At 40.0% G+C, this 16,738-nt stretch carries 19 protein-coding genes; 8 read left to right on the forward strand and 11 right to left on the reverse strand.

The genetic code is table 11. The annotated features are described in order from the left end of the window. The first annotated feature begins 488 nt into the window (after positions 1-488). Positions 489-1,031 carry a gamma carbonic anhydrase family protein gene (locus BT797_RS13190; protein ID WP_045112243.1) on the forward strand — a complete coding sequence of 181 codons (543 nt, stop codon included), beginning with the start codon at positions 489-491 and terminating at the stop codon, positions 1,029-1,031. Between the two features lie 76 nt (positions 1,032-1,107). Here BT797_RS13190 and aroE read toward each other — a convergent pair whose 3' ends face one another. From aroE to BT797_RS13225, 7 genes are all read right to left on the reverse strand, one after another. Continuing rightward, positions 1,108-1,920, reverse strand: coding sequence for a shikimate dehydrogenase (aroE, locus tag BT797_RS13195; RefSeq protein WP_045112244.1), 813 nt, complete (start codon positions 1,918-1,920; stop codon positions 1,108-1,110). Between the two features lie 98 nt (positions 1,921-2,018). Then, positions 2,019-2,606, reverse strand: coding sequence for an L-threonylcarbamoyladenylate synthase type 1 TsaC (gene tsaC / locus BT797_RS13200; RefSeq protein WP_075472329.1), 588 nt, complete (start codon positions 2,604-2,606; stop codon positions 2,019-2,021). 77 nt (positions 2,607-2,683) lie between these two features. Continuing rightward, the gene (purE, locus tag BT797_RS13205; RefSeq protein WP_045112246.1) at positions 2,684-3,193 is read right to left on the reverse strand and encodes a 5-(carboxyamino)imidazole ribonucleotide mutase; all 510 of its coding nucleotides are present in this window, start codon (positions 3,191-3,193) and stop codon (positions 2,684-2,686) included. A gap of 61 nt (positions 3,194-3,254) precedes the next feature. Further along, a complete protein-coding gene (locus BT797_RS13210; RefSeq protein ID WP_045112247.1) occupies positions 3,255-3,824 on the reverse strand; it encodes a DNA topoisomerase family protein in 570 nt (189 codons plus the stop codon). Positions 3,825-3,930: 106 nt separating this feature from the next. After that, positions 3,931-4,407: a Smg family protein gene (locus tag BT797_RS13215; RefSeq protein WP_045112248.1), complete on the reverse strand. Its 477-nt coding sequence runs from the start codon at positions 4,405-4,407 to the stop codon at positions 3,931-3,933. Then, entirely contained in the window at positions 4,407-5,513 is a 1,107-nt protein-coding gene (gene dprA / locus BT797_RS13220; RefSeq protein ID WP_045112249.1) for a DNA-processing protein DprA, read from the reverse strand. The genes BT797_RS13215 and dprA overlap by 1 nt, the downstream gene beginning before the upstream one ends. A 22-nt stretch (positions 5,514-5,535) precedes the next feature. Further along, positions 5,536-6,627, reverse strand: a complete 1,092-nt coding sequence (locus BT797_RS13225) for a LysM peptidoglycan-binding domain-containing protein (RefSeq protein ID WP_045112250.1) — start codon at positions 6,625-6,627, stop codon at positions 5,536-5,538. Between the two features lie 105 nt (positions 6,628-6,732). Here BT797_RS13225 and def point away from each other — a divergent pair, with 105 nt between their 5' ends. The 5 genes from def (at position 6,733) to BT797_RS13250 (ending at position 12,539) form a co-directional block, all read left to right on the forward strand. Then, the gene (gene def, locus BT797_RS13230) at positions 6,733-7,236 is read left to right on the forward strand and encodes a peptide deformylase (RefSeq protein WP_045112251.1); all 504 of its coding nucleotides are present in this window, start codon (positions 6,733-6,735) and stop codon (positions 7,234-7,236) included. A 22-nt stretch (positions 7,237-7,258) separates the two neighbouring features. Continuing rightward, positions 7,259-8,212 carry a methionyl-tRNA formyltransferase gene (fmt, locus tag BT797_RS13235; RefSeq protein ID WP_045112252.1) on the forward strand — a complete coding sequence of 318 codons (954 nt, stop codon included), beginning with the start codon at positions 7,259-7,261 and terminating at the stop codon, positions 8,210-8,212. 51 nt (positions 8,213-8,263) lie between these two features. After that, positions 8,264-9,559, forward strand: coding sequence for a 16S rRNA (cytosine(967)-C(5))-methyltransferase RsmB (gene rsmB, locus BT797_RS13240; RefSeq protein ID WP_075472331.1), 1,296 nt, complete (start codon positions 8,264-8,266; stop codon positions 9,557-9,559). 137 nt (positions 9,560-9,696) lie between these two features. After that, the gene (gene trkA / locus BT797_RS13245) at positions 9,697-11,073 is read left to right on the forward strand and encodes a Trk system potassium transporter TrkA (protein WP_045112254.1); all 1,377 of its coding nucleotides are present in this window, start codon (positions 9,697-9,699) and stop codon (positions 11,071-11,073) included. Between the two features lie 20 nt (positions 11,074-11,093). Continuing rightward, positions 11,094-12,539: a TrkH family potassium uptake protein gene (locus BT797_RS13250; RefSeq protein ID WP_075472333.1), complete on the forward strand. Its 1,446-nt coding sequence runs from the start codon at positions 11,094-11,096 to the stop codon at positions 12,537-12,539. Between the two features lie 20 nt (positions 12,540-12,559). Here the strand turns inward: BT797_RS13250 and rmuC are convergent, their stop codons facing one another. Both rmuC and BT797_RS13260 read right to left on the reverse strand, forming a co-directional pair. After that, on the reverse strand, positions 12,560-13,918 hold the full coding sequence (rmuC, locus tag BT797_RS13255) for a DNA recombination protein RmuC (RefSeq protein ID WP_075472335.1): 1,359 nt from the start codon (positions 13,916-13,918) through the stop codon (positions 12,560-12,562). Between the two features lie 8 nt (positions 13,919-13,926). Continuing rightward, complete coding sequence (locus tag BT797_RS13260) at positions 13,927-14,163, reverse strand: hypothetical protein (RefSeq protein ID WP_075472337.1); 237 nt, start codon at positions 14,161-14,163, stop codon at positions 13,927-13,929. A gap of 285 nt (positions 14,164-14,448) precedes the next feature. On the opposite strand from BT797_RS13260, the gene BT797_RS13265 reads away from it, so the two are divergent. Both BT797_RS13265 and BT797_RS13270 read left to right on the forward strand, forming a co-directional pair. Beyond that, positions 14,449-14,829 carry a TraR/DksA family transcriptional regulator gene (locus BT797_RS13265; protein ID WP_045112257.1) on the forward strand — a complete coding sequence of 127 codons (381 nt, stop codon included), beginning with the start codon at positions 14,449-14,451 and terminating at the stop codon, positions 14,827-14,829. A 150-nt stretch (positions 14,830-14,979) separates the two neighbouring features. After that, on the forward strand, positions 14,980-15,489 hold the full coding sequence (locus BT797_RS13270) for a CreA family protein (protein WP_075472339.1): 510 nt from the start codon (positions 14,980-14,982) through the stop codon (positions 15,487-15,489). Between the two features lie 63 nt (positions 15,490-15,552). Here BT797_RS13270 and BT797_RS13275 read toward each other — a convergent pair whose 3' ends face one another. Continuing rightward, positions 15,553-16,272: a hypothetical protein gene (locus BT797_RS13275; protein ID WP_075472341.1), complete on the reverse strand. Its 720-nt coding sequence runs from the start codon at positions 16,270-16,272 to the stop codon at positions 15,553-15,555. Positions 16,273-16,439: 167 nt separating this feature from the next. Beyond that, positions 16,440-16,679, reverse strand: a complete 240-nt coding sequence (locus BT797_RS13280) for a hypothetical protein (protein ID WP_045112260.1) — start codon at positions 16,677-16,679, stop codon at positions 16,440-16,442. Positions 16,680-16,738: the final 59 nt, after the last annotated feature.

Genomic DNA, 16,738 nt, shown 5'->3' on the forward strand with positions numbered 1-16,738 from the left:
ATTTTTTTAACTATACGCCTTGGCCATTAAGTCGGCTCAATGAATTCTGTACTTCAACGACAAACCGAAGTTTGTTGTTTATAAAACCAAATCTTTCGATTTAATTTAATGTTCACAATTACATTGATATAATTTTTGGTCATTATATCTCTGCAAGTGCTCACACAGATTGCTTGAATAAATTGTTAAAGAGCATTGACATTAACGCTTTGCGTCTTAGTCAGGCTGCGTATTCTACGCAAACCAAATTCGAAGTCAAGCACATATTTATGCTTTATTCAGGACGTTTAAAAAGTAACCGAAGTTCTTTTTAAACACCTTACTGAGCGGCTGTTACCGTGTCAGTGAGGCGCCATTATAGGGATTTAGCGTTTACAGGCAAGTGATTTATAAAAAAATAATATAGCGCTATCAAGCTTGGTTGTTTACTATGCTATTTGAGTATTTGACTAACATTAATAACTATAAATGACTATATAGGGACAACAATGAGCACTTCACTTCGAAAATACCAAGGAGTATCTCCACAATTAGCGAATTCAGCTTATGTTGATAAGTCAGCAGTTCTCATCGGAGATATAACTATAGACGAGGATGTCAGCATATGGCCACTCGTGGCAGCACGTGGTGATGTAAATAAAATTTTCATTGGTGCGCGTACAAATGTTCAAGATGGTTGCGTATTACATGTAACTCGTAAAAGTTCAGCAAATCCGCATGGTATCCCGCTTATTTTAGGTGAAGATGTAACAGTTGGTCATAAAGCACTGTTACATGCATGCACAATTGGTAATCGCGTATTAATAGGCATGGGGGCGATAGTTCTAGATGGCGCTATAATTGAAGATGATGTCATGATTGGTGCAGGCACTTTAGTTCCACCAAGAAAAGTATTAGCGAGTGGCTACCTTTATATCGGCAGTCCAGCTAGACAAGCAAGAAAGTTAACAGATGATGAAATTGCGTTCTTGAAACTATCCGCCGATAACTATGTGCTGCTTAAGAATGAATATATAGAAGATAGTCAGTAATTTGATTCGAAAAATAACCAACATAAATAAAGTACTGCTATACCCTCTACCTAGCGTAGAGGGTAAGTCATTATACTTATTTAATCGTTTTTCTTAATGCTTGAAGTACTGGCGACATAGATGGCGTAATGCCACGCCAAACTTTAAAACTTTCAGCCGCCTGCCCGACCAACATACCGAGTCCATCGATCACCAATTCAGCACCTTGTTCCGCTGCCCATAAATTGAATGCTGTAGCTTCGGCTTTATACATCATGTCATAACAGATAGTTTTTTTATCAACTAAAGCTGGCGAGATCGCAGGAACTAAACCCGACAAACTTGCCGAAGTCGAGTTAATAATCAGATCAAAGCTACCATTTAATGCAGTAAAACTCGATGCTGTAATATCGCCTTTATCATTAAATAACCTAGCTAACTGTTGCGCTTTAGCATCCGTACGATTAGCAATAACCAATTCTTGTATACCTTGTTCTAATAACGGGCCGATTACACCGCGAGCGGCACCACCCGCACCTAACAATAAGATCCGTTTATTCGTGAGCGCCGTATATTGCAACAAGTCATGCACCAGACCAAACCCATCCGTATTATCACCAATAACACGACCATCATCAGTAAGCACCAAAGTATTCACGGCACCTGCAAGTTGCGCCCGTGGTGTTAATGTCTGAGCAAACGAAAAGGCCTCTTCTTTAAAAGGGACGGTAATATTACAACCCTTCCCACCCAGAGAAAAAAACTCATTCATTGCCGTGGTAAAACCATTAATAGGGGCTTCAATAGCTTGATAACTGAGCTCCTGCGCAGTTTGCTTGGCGAATAGGCCATGGATCATTGGTGATTTACTGTGATTTATTGGATTACCAAATACGGCATAACGATCCATACTGCACAACTCCTGTAATGAGATAGATAAGGGAAAATATTTAATAAACAACTATTTGACAATAATGGTCAATAAAAAGCATCAGAGTAAAATAATGATTAACGATAAACTTTACCAGTAAGCGCATCAGTAATAGTAGTGGGCTGCGCCAGACCTCCTACGGGTTCATCAACAACAGCACCAAGCAAAGAAGCTAACTGACGGTTAACTTCAGCAGCCGTCACGCAAGGTGTGAGGCTAGTTAAGTTAGCACTTGTAGATGTTATTGGACCACCAAAAGCAAGGCATAATGCCTGCACAGTCGGATGAGCAGAAACACGAACTGCAATACTATCGAACTGTCCTGTTAACCATTTAGGTACTTGAACTTTCGCGGGCATAACCCACGTTGCGGGACCTGGCCAGGTTTGATTAATATGATCGATTTGCGCTGTCGACAATGGCGTTAAATCAACATAATCATTTAATTGTGCTAAATTTGCTGCAATTAAGATCAAGCCTTTTTCAACTGGGCGTTGTTTAATGCTTAGTAGACGTTGAACCGCTTTTTCATTCATTGGATCGCAACCTAAACCAAAAACGGCCTCAGTTGGATAAGCAATAACGTGCTGATTCTGTAACGCAGTAACCGCGTTGCTAATGGCTGTTGAATTATTCACAGTAATATATCTATTATTAATAGTCATAAATAAAAATGGTAGCTTACGCTACCATTTCTTACTCTATAACGACAGTTATAAGCTTAGTTTCTTACCAATTACAGTTACAGTGCCTTTAATTTAGCTTGTAATGCTTCGTCTTTAGCAATAATGCTTGCAGCATTAGCTTGACGCTCAGCTTTAACTTTAGCTGCCATTTCAGGATTACCAATTGCAAGCATTTGTGCAGCAAGATAACCCGCATTTTTAGCACCCGCACTACCGATTGCTACAGAAGCGACAGGTACACCACCAGGCATTTGCACTGTTGATAATAATGCATCCATACCTTGTAATGGGCCAGCATCAATTGGCACACCAATGACCGGATGTGTAGTGATACCTGCAACTGCACCTGCTAAATGTGCAGCTAGACCAGCAGCGCAAATAAATATAGCACAACCGCGGCTTTCAGCATCTGTCACATATTGGTGTGTCGCTGCTGGAGTTCGGTGAGCAGAAGTTACTTTAACTTCGTACTGGATTTCAAATGATTTTAGAACATTCAGTGTCGCCTGCATGACAGGTAAATCTGAATCTGAGCCCATTAATACTGCAACAAATGGTGTAGACATAATTATTCCCTTTCCGTATGAGTTATTTTTAATCGTTTAAATTAATCGATAGTGTTTGTCACTATTCTAATAAAGCACGCTTATAGCCACAGCTTTTCTGCGGACAAATAAGTTGTTTTCCATTACTGGTTTTTTTTTCAACTAAAATGGCCCAATTACACTCAGGGCAAGATTCTGAAATAGGTTTGAAATTAATAATGTATTTACACTTAGGGTATTTATTACAAGAATAAAATATTTTTCCGAAACGTGACTTTTTCTGCATCAAATCACCAGATTTACACTGCGGACAACATATACCAGTTTCGTCTGGCGTTTCTGTTTTCGACATGTAATTGCAGGCGGGAAATTGAGTACAACCGATAAAGAAGCCATAACGGCCACGTTTCAATACGAGTTCGTGTTGACACTCTGGGCATTCTGAACCAACCAGCACTTTATCATCTTCGAAATGTGATTGATTTGATAACGGACGTGAATACTCACAAGTAGGATAATTATTGCAACCTAAAAAAGGCCCTGATTTGGCATTTTTAATACTTAACTCAGCTCCGCACTGCGGGCACGTCTCGTACTCTTTTTCCAAGGCATGTTCATGAACTGTAAATAGTTTGTCGTCATTTTTAGACATTTGAACAATTTTTAAGTAAATAATTAATGGGTGAATATTAACAAAACTGACATATTATGCCAGTAATTAATGCAAATTTAATCGCACAATCACTGGTTACCAAGTTTTAGTGTAGATAATCAAATTCTTTATCCTGAACTAACTCTTCCATCTGTAAATATGCTTTTTCACCGTTTGGTACATTAAATAACACCATTAAAATAACCCATTTAATATCATCGAGATCCAAATTTGTATTCTCAAGTTCAATTAAACGTGCGATAGCCATTTCTCTGGTTTCAATGTTTAGCACATTAATTTGCTCTAAAAATAATAGAAAACCACGGCACTCAGTGTTTATATAGAATTGCTCCGCTGCTGTATAAATCCGTATAGAACTCACACTCGAAACTTGTAGGTGAGTCTGAATCCCACCATTACGTAGTTCGACTAAGTTCTCAATCCATGTAATCGCTTTATGAATTTCAGCTTCAGCAAAGCCAGCCTGAATTAACTCACCGAGTAAGTCATCTCGATCAACTAAAAACTCAGATTCATTTTGTTCATAAAAGTTTTCGAAAAGATAAATAAGTATATCTAGCATTAGCCCCTCCGCTGCGATCTTACATAACCACCGGGCACAACACTCACCCAATTATCAAGTTCCAGTTCAATTAAACTTGTTAATACTTGGCTAACAGGTTGTTGGCTCAGCTCAGCAATAATATCAGCTGTAGTTACTTCATAACCGACACTATCTAAGATAATTTGATTTGGCAATGAAACAGTCTCTGGATCCGCGCTGAATAGGTTTGTTTGCTCAAAATTCGTACTTACATTTATATATGTGAGTTCATCGGTAATATCACTAATTTGAGTGATAAGTTTTGCCCCTTGTTGGATCAGATAATGACAACCAGCAGCCATCGGGTTATCAATTGCGCCCGGCAGAGCAAATACTTCACGACCTTGCTCTATAGCATAACGAGCTGAGATTAATGACCCGCTGTTTACTGCTGCTTCAATAACCACAACACCGAGTGAAAGACCACTAACAATACGGTTACGACGGGGAAAGTGTTCCGGTCTCGCTTGAGTAAAAGGGCTAAACTCAGAAACCAACGCCCCCTGCTCCCTAATTTGTTGCGCTAATTTCTGATGACGCTTAGGATAAACATTGGCTAACCCAGTACCTAAAACGGCAATAGTATGCCCTTTGGCTGCTAATACACTACGGTGACACTCACTATCGATACCAATCGCAAGACCACTAGTAACCACTAACCCTTCTTGCACTAATGCTGCTGCAAAACTGTGTGCATGCCGCTTGCCATAATAACTTGGAGCTCGACTGCCAACCATAGCGATTTGTGGTTTTGATAATAACTCAACATTACCTTCTACATATAAAAGTAAAGGCGGAGAACCAATATTTTTTAATGTCAGTGGATAATCACTTGAGGTAATAGGAATAAGATAACGTTCAGGTTTATCCGCAAGCCAATTTAAAGTGTTCTCAATTGCTTGCCAATCAGGATTTAGAATGGTCTGTTGCTGCGCAGTATCCAAACCAAGTGATTGTAGATACAGTGCAGAACCAGCAAATAATCTAGTTAACGATGTTTTTTGCAATAATTTTAGCGCCCTACTGCCACCAATTTTGGGGACGTTACATAGCGCTAACCAATATTTATCTTGCTCATTAACCATAATTACACTTACACCCTAGTTATCATAAGTTACTTACCTTATCGTTAAGTTTAATCACTTGTGAGCTATGTGTAATAAGTGCAAGGCTGACTTTGTCGTAAACTTTGAACACCATCATTTCTCCGACCCTTTCATCTGGGAGCTGTAACTCATTTTTGTCAGAAAAAAGTTTATCATATTGGTTAACTTGATCACCATAATTAAAGTCAAGGTCTTGTTCACGACGAATTATAGTCTTACCGCGTTTTAATACCCCAAAAACATCGCCTGCACCGACACTATCACGCCAACCTCGATTAATGATTACCACATCGTTTTTACCAATAGCACTGTATTTTTCATCCGCAGCGACAATGACACCATCACTCGCTAATTGAAAATTACGCGGCTGAAAATATACCGGTAAGCGATCTTGCTCCGGCATAGGCAGTAATCGGTCACCTTTACGCGCCTCTTTCGCGCTTTTTAAAATAGATAATTTCGCCGGAATCGATTCCGTGCCAGTATTAACAACACGAGCAATGGCTATAAACTCCACTTCATTACCCAATTTTTCATTCGTAGCAGGATCGATATAAGTCCGACCGCGGCGATAAACACCATATTGACCAGGTTTTAAAGAACTGGATGCAAAAATACTATGGCCAACAATGAATGTCGTATTACCGTCATTATTGCCTAAGATCACAGGGGCATGTTTTAATTTTTCATCCGTAGCAACATAATCACGACTTAAAAAAGAATTGATCAATTTTAACGGTATCGTCGGTATTGCTCGACTGCCTTTTAATTCAGGTCGCGCTTTAGGAGACACTTTTAAGATACGCTTTCGCATATGATTACGAACTAAACGAGGTCGGCCATCAACAAAGATTAATTGTAGTTTATCGCCGGGATAGATAAGATGCGGATCATCTAAAGCAGGATTGGCATCCCATAATTGTGGCCACAGCCACGGGCTTTGTAAATATTTGCTCGAAATATCCCAAAGCGTATCACCTTCTTTGACGATGTATTCAGTGGGGTATTGGTTTTTTAAGTTTAAGCTATCAGCCTGCGCTAAAAAGGGTAAAATAGCAGCTAAAGCAAAGATCAAACGACGTTTTATGGACATATCCTTTCCTAATTGTTGTTTGAACGCTTATATTTATAGTGATTATTGTAACGTTTTACGTCAAAATTAAGCGTTATTTGAATCCATTCAAAATAAGAAAGTACCATGGCTATATTAGAAGTTTTACATTTTCCTGATGATCGATTAAAAAAAATTGCTCAACCTGTGCAGGAAATCACACCAGCGACACAAATCATCATCGATGACATGCTAGAAACCATGTATGCCGAAGAAGGTATTGGTTTAGCCGCTGTACAAGTTAATATTTTACAACGTATTGTCGTTATCGATGTGTCAGGAACACGCGATGAGCCTCTAATCCTTATCAATCCAGTACTCACCAACAAATTAGGTGAGACAGGTATTGAAGAAGGCTGCCTATCGGTACCAGAATCACGCGCTTTTGTCCCGCGTGCAGAAAGCGTAACAGTGACAGCATTAGACCGTGATGGTGATGAGTTTACACTAGAAGCCCATGATTTATTAGCCATTTGTTTACAGCACGAAGTGGATCACCTAAACGGTAAACTCTTTATTGACTACCTATCACCGCTAAAACAGCAAAGAATTCGGAAAAAGCTCGAAAAGCTAGCACGTCAAAATAAATAAGAATACAAAATAGGAATTAACCTTGACCAAACCATTACGTATTATTTTTGCCGGCACCCCAGATTTTGCCGCAAAACACCTCTCTGCATTACTTAATTCAGAGCATGAAGTGATAGCTGTATATAGTCAGCCAGATCGCCCCGCAGGTCGTGGAAAAAAATTAAAACCAAGTGACGTAAAACAACTTGCAGTTAGCCATGACATTCCTGTTTATCAGCCTGTTAGTTTACGTAATGAAGACGCACAACAAGAACTAGCCGCCCTAAATGCCGATTTGATGGTCGTTGTAGCTTATGGTTTGATCTTGCCACAAGTAACATTAGATACACCGCGCTTGGGTTGTATCAATGTACATGGCTCACTATTACCAAGATGGCGTGGAGCGGCACCAATACAACGTTCAATCTGGGCCGGTGATGCAGAAACAGGCGTCACTATCATGCAAATGGATATCGGTTTAGATACCGGAGCAATGCTGCACAAAGTAGCTTGCCCAATCGCAGACGATGAAACCAGTGCAAGCTTATATAACAAACTTGCCGAGCTTGGCCCACAAGGTCTACTGGAAACATTAACACAAATCAGTAACAATACAGCCGTTGCTGAAGTGCAAGATGATGAACAAGCAAACTATGCAGCGAAACTGAGTAAAGAAGAAGCGAACATAGATTGGACACAATCAGCTGTTGCTATCGAACGTCAAATCCGCGCTTTTAATCCTTGGCCAGTAAGTTACACACAAATTGCTGAGCAGAATGTTAAAGTTTGGCAAGCAAATGCGAGTGAAGACGAGACTGACGCACAGCCAGGCACGGTTCTAGCCGCAACAAAACAAGGCATTCAAGTGGCAACAGGCAATGGCATATTAACGTTATTAAACCTACAACTTGCGGGTAAAAAAGCCATGCCAGTTCAAGACATACTAAACGCTCGTAAAGAGTGGTTCACTGTTGGTCAATTACTAAATTCAATTTAATACCTATGACCGCTCAATCATATTGAGTGGTTTTACCTCGGATACATATATATGAAAACCAGAGCTAGCGCCGCAAAAGTACTTTACCAAGTTGTTGATAGAGGTCAGTCATTGACGACAGCCTTACCAATTGCTCAGCAATTATTACCAGCCAAAGATCGTGCTTTACTACAGGAGATCTGTTACGGCGTACTGCGCTGGTTGCCACGTCTTGAATTTATTAGTCGTCAGCTAATGAGTAAACCATTAACGGGCAAGCAAAGACCCGTGCATTTCTTAATTTTGGTTGGCTTATATCAATTAAAATTCATGCGTATTCCAGCACATGCGGCAGTGGCAGAAACCGTAAACGCGATTAAGGTATTAAAATCACATAAACTCAGTGGCTTAGTGAACGCTATTTTACGTAATTACCAACGCCAACAAGACGATCTAGAAAGCCAAGCTGATGGTAATGACGCGTGTAAATTCGGTCACCCAGGCTGGTTAATAAAACGCATCAAAGCCGCTTATCCAGAGCAATGGCAAGATGTATTAATGGCTAACAATGAACGTCCACCAATGTGGATACGAGTTAATCAGCAACATCATAAACAAGCTGATTATCAAACATTGTTAGCAGCTGACGAGATCACCGCAAATATCGTAGACAGTGCTGATTCAGCATTACGTTTAGAGAAGCCGACGGATGTTTACAAACTAGCTGGTTTTGCAGAAGGTCATAGTTCTGTTCAAGATGGCGCAGCGCAATTTGCGGCGCAATTCTTAGATGCACAACCAGGCGAATTGATTCTTGATGCTTGCGCTGCCCCAGGTGGTAAAACAGCACACATTTTAGAACGTCAGCCAGCCCTAAAACACCTTGTCGCTGTCGATTTTGATGCAACACGCTTAGCACGAGTTCAAGAAAATTTAACCCGTATGCAATTAGAAGCAGAGCTTATCCATGGCGATGCAAGTAAGCCTGAGGATTGGTGGAAGGGTGATAAGTTTGACCGCATTTTATTAGATGCTCCTTGTAGTGCAACGGGCGTTATTCGTCGTCATCCAGATATAAAATGGTTACGTCGTGATAGCGATATTGCACCATTGGTCCAATTACAGTCAGAAATTTTAGATGCGATGTGGCAGCAACTAAAACCAGGCGGCACGTTACTATATGCAACCTGCTCTATTCTACCGGCAGAGAACAGCGAACAAATCAGTTCGTTTGTTGCTCGTACTCCGGATGCTACGCTGATCCCATTAACAGCCAACAGCGACAATCCAGCATCAAGCTGGCAGATCCTACCCAATACCCAAGGTATGGATGGCTTCTTCTACGCGAAATTACAAAAACAAACATAACTGCGTAGTCGCTATAGTCAAATGATGAATTAGTATCATTTGGCTATAAACTATTGGCCTTATTCAACTTTAGCTTAGATAAGCGTAGAATAGTATTATCAAAACAGGTCACGAAAATTTATTTGGTGCGAGGTTAAATGAAAATTATCATTATCGGTGCAGGTCAAGTCGGCGGTACATTGGCTGAGAACTTAGTGGGAGAAAATAATGACATTACTATTATCGACCGCGATGGCAACAGCTTAAGAAACTTACAAGATAAATTTGATTTACGTGTTGTTGAAGGTCACGGTGCTAACCCAGACGTACTTCGTGAAGCTGGTGCGCAAGATGCGGATATGTTGGTGGCAGTAACCAACAATGATGAGACCAATATGATCGCCTGTCAGATCGCTTATACCATGTTCAACACCCCAAATAAAATCGCTCGGATTAGAAATGAATCCTATCTCAATAACAAAGCTACCCTATTCCATAATGGCGCAATTGCAGTGGACCACTTAATCGCACCTGAACAGCTAGTGACAGATTATATTAAACGCTTGATTGACTATCCTGGTGCACTACAAGTGGTTAACTTTGCCAATAATAAAGTAGGTTTAGTCGCATTAAAAGCCTATTACGGTGGTCCCTTAGTTGGTAATGCACTGGCGGCGTTACGTGAACATATGCCTAATGTTGAAGCACGAGTAGCCGCAATTTTCCGTCAAGGAAAACCGATTCGCCCGCTGGGTACAACTATTATTGAGGCCGATGACGAAGTATTTTTCGTTTCTGCAAGTAATAATATCCGTGCAGTGATGAGTGAATTACAAAAACTAGAAAAACCGTATCGCCGTATTATTATTGCAGGTGGTGGTAATATTGGCGCAGCATTAGCTGGTCGTTTAGAGCGTGATTACTCAGTAAAGTTGATTGAACGTAATATTACTCGAGCCGAAAAACTATCAGAGATGCTTAACAATACTATCGTATTCTGCGGTGATGCCTCTGATCAAGAACTACTAAGCGAAGAACATATAGATCAAACAGATGTATTTATCGCCGTCACCAATGATGACGAAGCCAATATTATGTCGGCCATGTTAGCCAAACGGATGGGCGCGAAAAAAGCCATGGTGTTGATCCAACGCGGTGCTTATGTGGATTTAGTACAAGGCGGCACCATTGATATTGCTATATCTCCACAACAAGCCACCATTTCAGCGCTACTCACTCACGTCCGCCGTGCTGATATTGCAAATGTTTATTCATTACGTCGCGGTGCTGCTGAAGCCATTGAAGCGATTGCTCATGGTGATAAATTAACATCGCGTGTTGTTGGCCGTACTGTAGGGAGTTTAAAACTACCAACAGGTACAACCATTGGTGCAATTGTACGTAATGACGCAGTCCTAATTGCGCATGATAACACCGTGATTGAACAAGATGATCACGTAGTGATGTTCCTGGTTGATAAAAAGTTCATCCCTGATGTAGAGAAACTTTTTCAGCCCAGTCCATTCTTCTTATAACATGCAAAGAAACTTGTTTAATGGTTAACTTCAAACCCGTATTGTTCATGGCAAGTGTAGTGCTACGTGCACTTGCTTTATTTATGATTGCGCCTTTGGTACTCGCTTTGTCTACCGATGGTCATGGCGCGCCTGAGTTTTTCAAATCCATTATTATCACCACCATAGCATCCGGTTTATTCTGGCATAAAGGCCGTTCGAAAGTTTTCCGCCTTGGTATACGTGAAATGTTTTTGCTAACCACGTGTGTGTGGATAATTGCCTCCGCATTTGCCGCTCTGCCGCTCATGTTGATCCAACATATTAGCTATACCGATGCCTATTTTGAAACCATGTCGGGTATTACAACCACAGGTTCAACCGTACTATCAAATTTAGATGCAACCGCACATAGTGTATTGCTATGGCGTTCGATTCTACAGTGGTTAGGTGGTGTCGGTTTCGTGGTGATGGGCGTGGCAGTTCTACCTTACTTAAACGTCGGTGGTATGCGTCTATTCCAAACTGAATCATCTGACTGGTCTGATAAAAACACCGCCAAAACCCAACATACCGCGGCCTACGTTATGTACGTATATTTAAGCTTAACCGTACTGTGTTATTTTGGTTACTTAGCTGCGGGTATGACAAGTTTTGAAGCCGTCAATCATGCGATGACAACACTATCGACAGGCGGCTACTCGACTTCTGATCAATCTATGGCACATTTCTCAAACTCGGCACAGTGGAATGGCAGCTTCTTTATGTTTTTAGGTGGGTTACCATTTTTACTCTTAATCAGTGCAATTCATCGCCGCGATATCAAAGTGCTCATCAATGATGCGCAGATTATCGGTTTTGGAAAGCTAATACTCGTAATGACAATAATGATGTCACTATACCTGTGGCAAAAAGGTGTTTTTGAGTTGACCGATGCAATTCGGATCAGTATTTTTAACATCATATCAGTAGTCACAACCACTGGGTTTGGCTTAACTGACTTCGGCACTTGGGGTGAATTTACGACCGTCCTTTTTGCAGGTTTGATGTTCACTGGCGCTTGTTCAGGCTCAACTTCAGGAGGGATAAAAATATTTCGATTCCAAATCGCTTTCACCTTATTCCGCAAGCAGATGTCACAATTAGTTCATCCATCAGGGGTATTTAGACAACACTACAATGGACGTAATGTAAATGATGTCATTGTACGATCTGTGGTTGCTTTTGGTAGTGCATTTATTGCTACAGTTTCGATACTGGCAGCCATACTCAGCATTATAGGTTTAGACCCTGTCACCAGTATTACCGGTGCAATCACCGCTGTGGCTAATGTAGGTCCAGGATTAGGCCCAGTCATTGGCCCGTCAGGTAACTTTGCTAGTTTACCTGATACCGCAAAATGGGCGCTTAGTTTAGGTATGTTGATGGGGCGATTAGAGATCATGACAGTATTAGTGCTCGTGACCCCTGCATTTTGGAAAAGTTAAAGTATAAGTATGCTAACTGATTATTCTAATAAGTTAGCATTACTTTTTTCAATTAGCTCAACAGGTAATGGTTTTTTAACTTCTACACCCAGCTCTACAAATTGCTGCGCTTGTTTAATTAAATTGCCCTTACCTGTACTTAAACGTTTCATCGCGGAATCATAACTATCTTGTGCTTTGTCTAACGCTGTTCCCATGTCTTGCATATCGTGGCTAAATAAACGCAGCTTTTCATAAATCCTACCAGCACGTTCTGCGATTAATTGTGCATTCTGGTTCTGACGCTCGTAACGCCATAAATTATCAATGGTACGCAATGCAACTAACAAATTGGTTGGGCTCACTAACATGATATTATTATCCAGTGCATACTTCATTAAACTTGGGTCAGCTTCTAATGCCGCTATAAACGCCGGTTCAACCGCCACAAACATCAATACATAATCTAAAGTCTTTAAGCCTTGCAACAAGTGGTAATCTTTACGCCCAAGTTCACGAATATGCCCACGAATAGAGGTTACATGCTCCTGTAATGCTTGTTTACGTGTCACTTCATCGTCAGCATTAAAGTAACGCTCGTAGGCCGTTAATGACACCTTAGAATCAACCACAACATCTTTATCCTGTGGCAGATGAACAATCACATCAGGCTGAAAGCGTTTGCCATGTTCATTATTCAAGCTGACCTGGACATCATATTCATGTCCTTCACGTAAACCAGATTCAGATAAGATCCGCGCTAAGATAACTTCGCCCCAATTACCTTGCTGCTTGTTGTCCCCTTTCAGGGCTTTCGTTAAATTAGCCGTTTCGCTCGACATCAATTGATAAACTTGCTGCAAGCGAGCAACCTCAGATTGTAAGCTATGGCGCTCTTTCGCTTCGTTAGAGTAAACATCTTGCACTTGCTGTTTGAATCCTTCCAGCTGCGTTTTTAATGGCGCTAAAAGTAATTCCACACTAGACTTGTTTAGTTCTTTAAAATTGTCAGTTTTACTATCAAAGATTTTATTTGCTAGATTTTCGAATTGCTGTTGTAAGCGTTGTTCAGATTGTACTTGTAGCGCTAATTTTTCTTCGTTAGCTTGGCGTTCAGCGTGCAAACGAATATCGCTTTCACGTAATCGTGACATTAATTTAATTAACTGGTTGTTTTGCGATTCTAATTTTAATTTATTAGCATCATGCTCTTTCTGCAATTGGTCATTAGTATAATTAACGTTATCTAATTGTTGTTCTAATAACTCAACTTCATGATTTAAAGTTTGCATCGACAAGTTGGCTTGCTGAGTTTTACGAATTGCAACAAAGCCAAAAATGATAGCAGCGCAGGTAACTACAATATACGGAAATATGGAAAACAGAGAATCAAAAGTCATAAGATACATTAACTACGAAAAAAAGAGCTGTGTGCCAAGGCGCGATCAAAATAAAACCATACTACAAGGCAGCCAAGGTAAATAAAAAAAATGATCCATTTATGATAATTAACGCCGCTGTCAATGGTGGTAAATGGTACATCACCAATCACACTGTATAACCAAAGAGTGAGCGGAAATAATGCGAAAACTAAAAGTTTCCACATGATCTTTAACGTCGGACGGTGTACAGTTATCGCTTTCATTAACATAGTCCTAAATATCAGCGTAATAATACTGAAAAGAGATGGTGATGTTAGCCTAACCTGCTCAAGATTAAAACTAATCCATTGAGGATAATCATAATCAGGGCACATTTCATCAAAATAATAGAGATTAATTCACTATCCCCCTTGAAACGAGACAAAATACCCCAATTTGTAATTTTCAGTTATTTTTTGTCTGAATAGGGTTAATAGCTCTATATTACGGACAATTAAAATGTCTATTATGCTAATTAATTATAATCGAATACGAAATAGGTAATATATATGAGCGATTTTATGAATGAAGGCCAAGTTGCCTATTTCAAAGAAAAACTAGAAACAGAACAACAAGAGATTTTATCTCGTATTGAAAGCCAATCCACTGACGTTGTGATCTCTGATAGTAATGAAATGGCTGATGAGATTGATCGAGCTGCGATGGAAGAAGCGCATCGTCTTGAATTAAACCGAATTCAGCACGATAAACTACACATCAAAAAAATCATCAAAGCACTGCGTCGTATCGACAGTGGTGATTATGGTTATTGTGATAGCTGTGGTGACGAAATATCGATTAAACGCTTACAAGCACGTCCTGAATCACGCCTATGCGTAGAGTGTCAGTCAACAAAAGAGTTTACTGACCACAGCTTATACCGCCGCTAATCCTAAGCCAATCGAATGCCACCTCTGGTCGTTATCAATAAAATGATAAAAGATTAAAAGCAATAACAAACCGATGTTATTGCTTTCTTCATTTATCGTTCCGTATTAATCTGTAATCTCTTTCATCCAAACCGCCATAGGAATGCAACGATGTTAAAGCCATTGTCAGTAAATTTTAAAAGAATAAGTTTATTATCACTACTTGTCACCAGTGTTGCGTTAATCGGTTGTAGTGATGATGAATCAGGTAAAATCAGTCTGGGTTTATTCACCACAAAAGATATTAAAATCAACACATTCGTAGATCCAAAGATACCAGGCGTCACTTGCCACGTTAGTCATATTGAAGCTGATTTGGATTTTTCTGATCCGTCAGATATGGGGATCGCATGTCGTCAAACAGGTGAAATTACAGCAGCAATGCTAGCAACCGTTGATACCTCAAAAGGCGGTGAAGTGATCTTTAAGCAGTCCAAGAGCATCTTATTTAAATCACTCAAGATTCGTCGTATTTATGATGCCGATAGCCAAAGTCTATTGTATGTCTCGTACTCGACAAAAGAGATTAATGGTAGCTACAAACATTCATTATCCACCGTACCACTATGGGCAACAAAAGCGTGGCAGCAGCCAGCTACTCTTGAATCACAAGCAAATTAAAACGATAAAGCCACTGTTGTCAGTGGCTTTATCTTTACTCGTCAGTCCAATAATTTTCTAAAGCTAAAATGCCGTTACAACACCCATCCCGATCACTTCAGAAAATAACAACAATACCGTTGTCAACGACACCAAGTTAGGTGTGTACTCTTGTTTTGTATAGAGCGGAATAGTCCAAATAGCTAACGCGAATAATAAAATAACAGCACGATAAATGACAAACTCTTGAATCACCGTCATCTGATTTGAGTCAACATTCAACCCAGCTACAACTAATAAACCGATCATCAGCAATACACTGCTCACGAGACCAACAACGGGTAAAATAACATTAAATGCTTGTAATCTATGCTTTGCACGCAACAAGATCACATGCGCAAATACAGCCCCTAGTAGCACAGCTTCTAATAATAATAACGGCTGCTGCTGTTGCCACAGTACTAATAACCCACTGATGACCGCAAGCGCAATCGGTAATCGTAACCAAGTACTTGGAATTGCGCGTTTACCTTCTAAGCGAGACTGAATTAAATTTTGCATAATACCGATAAATACCGCAATACCACCGATAATCAAGGTCGGCGTTGTCGCATAGTTTTCAATGCCGATCATTAAGCCTAGTGCTAATACAGCCCAAATTGAAATCATGTTTTCAGTAATACGTTTACGCTGACCAGGACACACTTCGCCTTTTACTAATACTAATGCTAAAAAACAAGCTGCCGCAATTGGCATCATTACAATGATTGGATAAATTTGTTGGTAGAAACTGATTTCAGCCACGTGACAACCCTTAGTCAATACTAGATTCAAGTAAGTTAGGTGCGAGAGTATATCAGTGTCACTTCAAGGTGGTAATCAATAATTAAATGAAAATACTATTTTGCGAAGATAATAAAAACAAAACAAAAAAAAGCCCATCACTAAAGAATGGGCTTAACCTGTTTATTTTAGAATTTTTTACCATGTTCTTGCTCTGAAATTAATGGTTCAATACCTAATATACGAGAAAGTAGATCGATTTCATTCAAACTATCATCGTTCAATTGAACCCTGACTAGCAGTGATTCAAATTGACTTTGCTGTAATACTTCCGAGATACCCGTCATACCACCTGCTGTATTCAACAATGATGAAATAACCGTATTCGCCCCTGATTCCCTCTGTTCTATATCGAGTTTCCCATCCATAACTCCCCCTTGTAGCTCCCTAACCTATCCCCAATTTCTATCCCTTAGAAATATATTAC

It is taken from the genome of Moritella viscosa (genome assembly GCF_900120065.1).
Lineage (GTDB): Bacteria > Pseudomonadota > Gammaproteobacteria > Enterobacterales > Moritellaceae > Moritella > Moritella viscosa.

Coding starts and splice junctions, on each gene's coding strand:
- BT797_RS13190 (WP_045112243.1), top strand. CDS start 489: ATGAGCACTTCACTTCGAAAATACCAAGGAGTATCTCCACAATTAGCG.
- aroE (WP_045112244.1), bottom strand. CDS start 1,920: ATGGATCGTTATGCCGTATTTGGTAATCCAATAAATCACAGTAAATCA.
- tsaC (WP_075472329.1), bottom strand. CDS start 2,606: ATGACTATTAATAATAGATATATTACTGTGAATAATTCAACAGCCATT.
- purE (WP_045112246.1), bottom strand. CDS start 3,193: ATGTCTACACCATTTGTTGCAGTATTAATGGGCTCAGATTCAGATTTA.
- BT797_RS13210 (WP_045112247.1), bottom strand. CDS start 3,824: ATGTCTAAAAATGACGACAAACTATTTACAGTTCATGAACATGCCTTG.
- BT797_RS13215 (WP_045112248.1), bottom strand. CDS start 4,407: ATGCTAGATATACTTATTTATCTTTTCGAAAACTTTTATGAACAAAAT.
- dprA (WP_045112249.1), bottom strand. CDS start 5,513: ATGGTTAATGAGCAAGATAAATATTGGTTAGCGCTATGTAACGTCCCC.
- BT797_RS13225 (WP_045112250.1), bottom strand. CDS start 6,627: ATGTCCATAAAACGTCGTTTGATCTTTGCTTTAGCTGCTATTTTACCC.
- def (WP_045112251.1), top strand. CDS start 6,733: ATGGCTATATTAGAAGTTTTACATTTTCCTGATGATCGATTAAAAAAA.
- rsmB (WP_075472331.1), top strand. CDS start 8,264: ATGAAAACCAGAGCTAGCGCCGCAAAAGTACTTTACCAAGTTGTTGAT.
- trkA (WP_045112254.1), top strand. CDS start 9,697: ATGAAAATTATCATTATCGGTGCAGGTCAAGTCGGCGGTACATTGGCT.
- BT797_RS13250 (WP_075472333.1), top strand. CDS start 11,094: ATGGTTAACTTCAAACCCGTATTGTTCATGGCAAGTGTAGTGCTACGT.
- rmuC (WP_075472335.1), bottom strand. CDS start 13,918: ATGACTTTTGATTCTCTGTTTTCCATATTTCCGTATATTGTAGTTACC.
- BT797_RS13260 (WP_075472337.1), bottom strand. CDS start 14,163: ATGAAAGCGATAACTGTACACCGTCCGACGTTAAAGATCATGTGGAAA.
- BT797_RS13265 (WP_045112257.1), top strand. CDS start 14,449: ATGAGCGATTTTATGAATGAAGGCCAAGTTGCCTATTTCAAAGAAAAA.
- BT797_RS13270 (WP_075472339.1), top strand. CDS start 14,980: ATGTTAAAGCCATTGTCAGTAAATTTTAAAAGAATAAGTTTATTATCA.
- BT797_RS13280 (WP_045112260.1), bottom strand. CDS start 16,679: ATGGATGGGAAACTCGATATAGAACAGAGGGAATCAGGGGCGAATACG.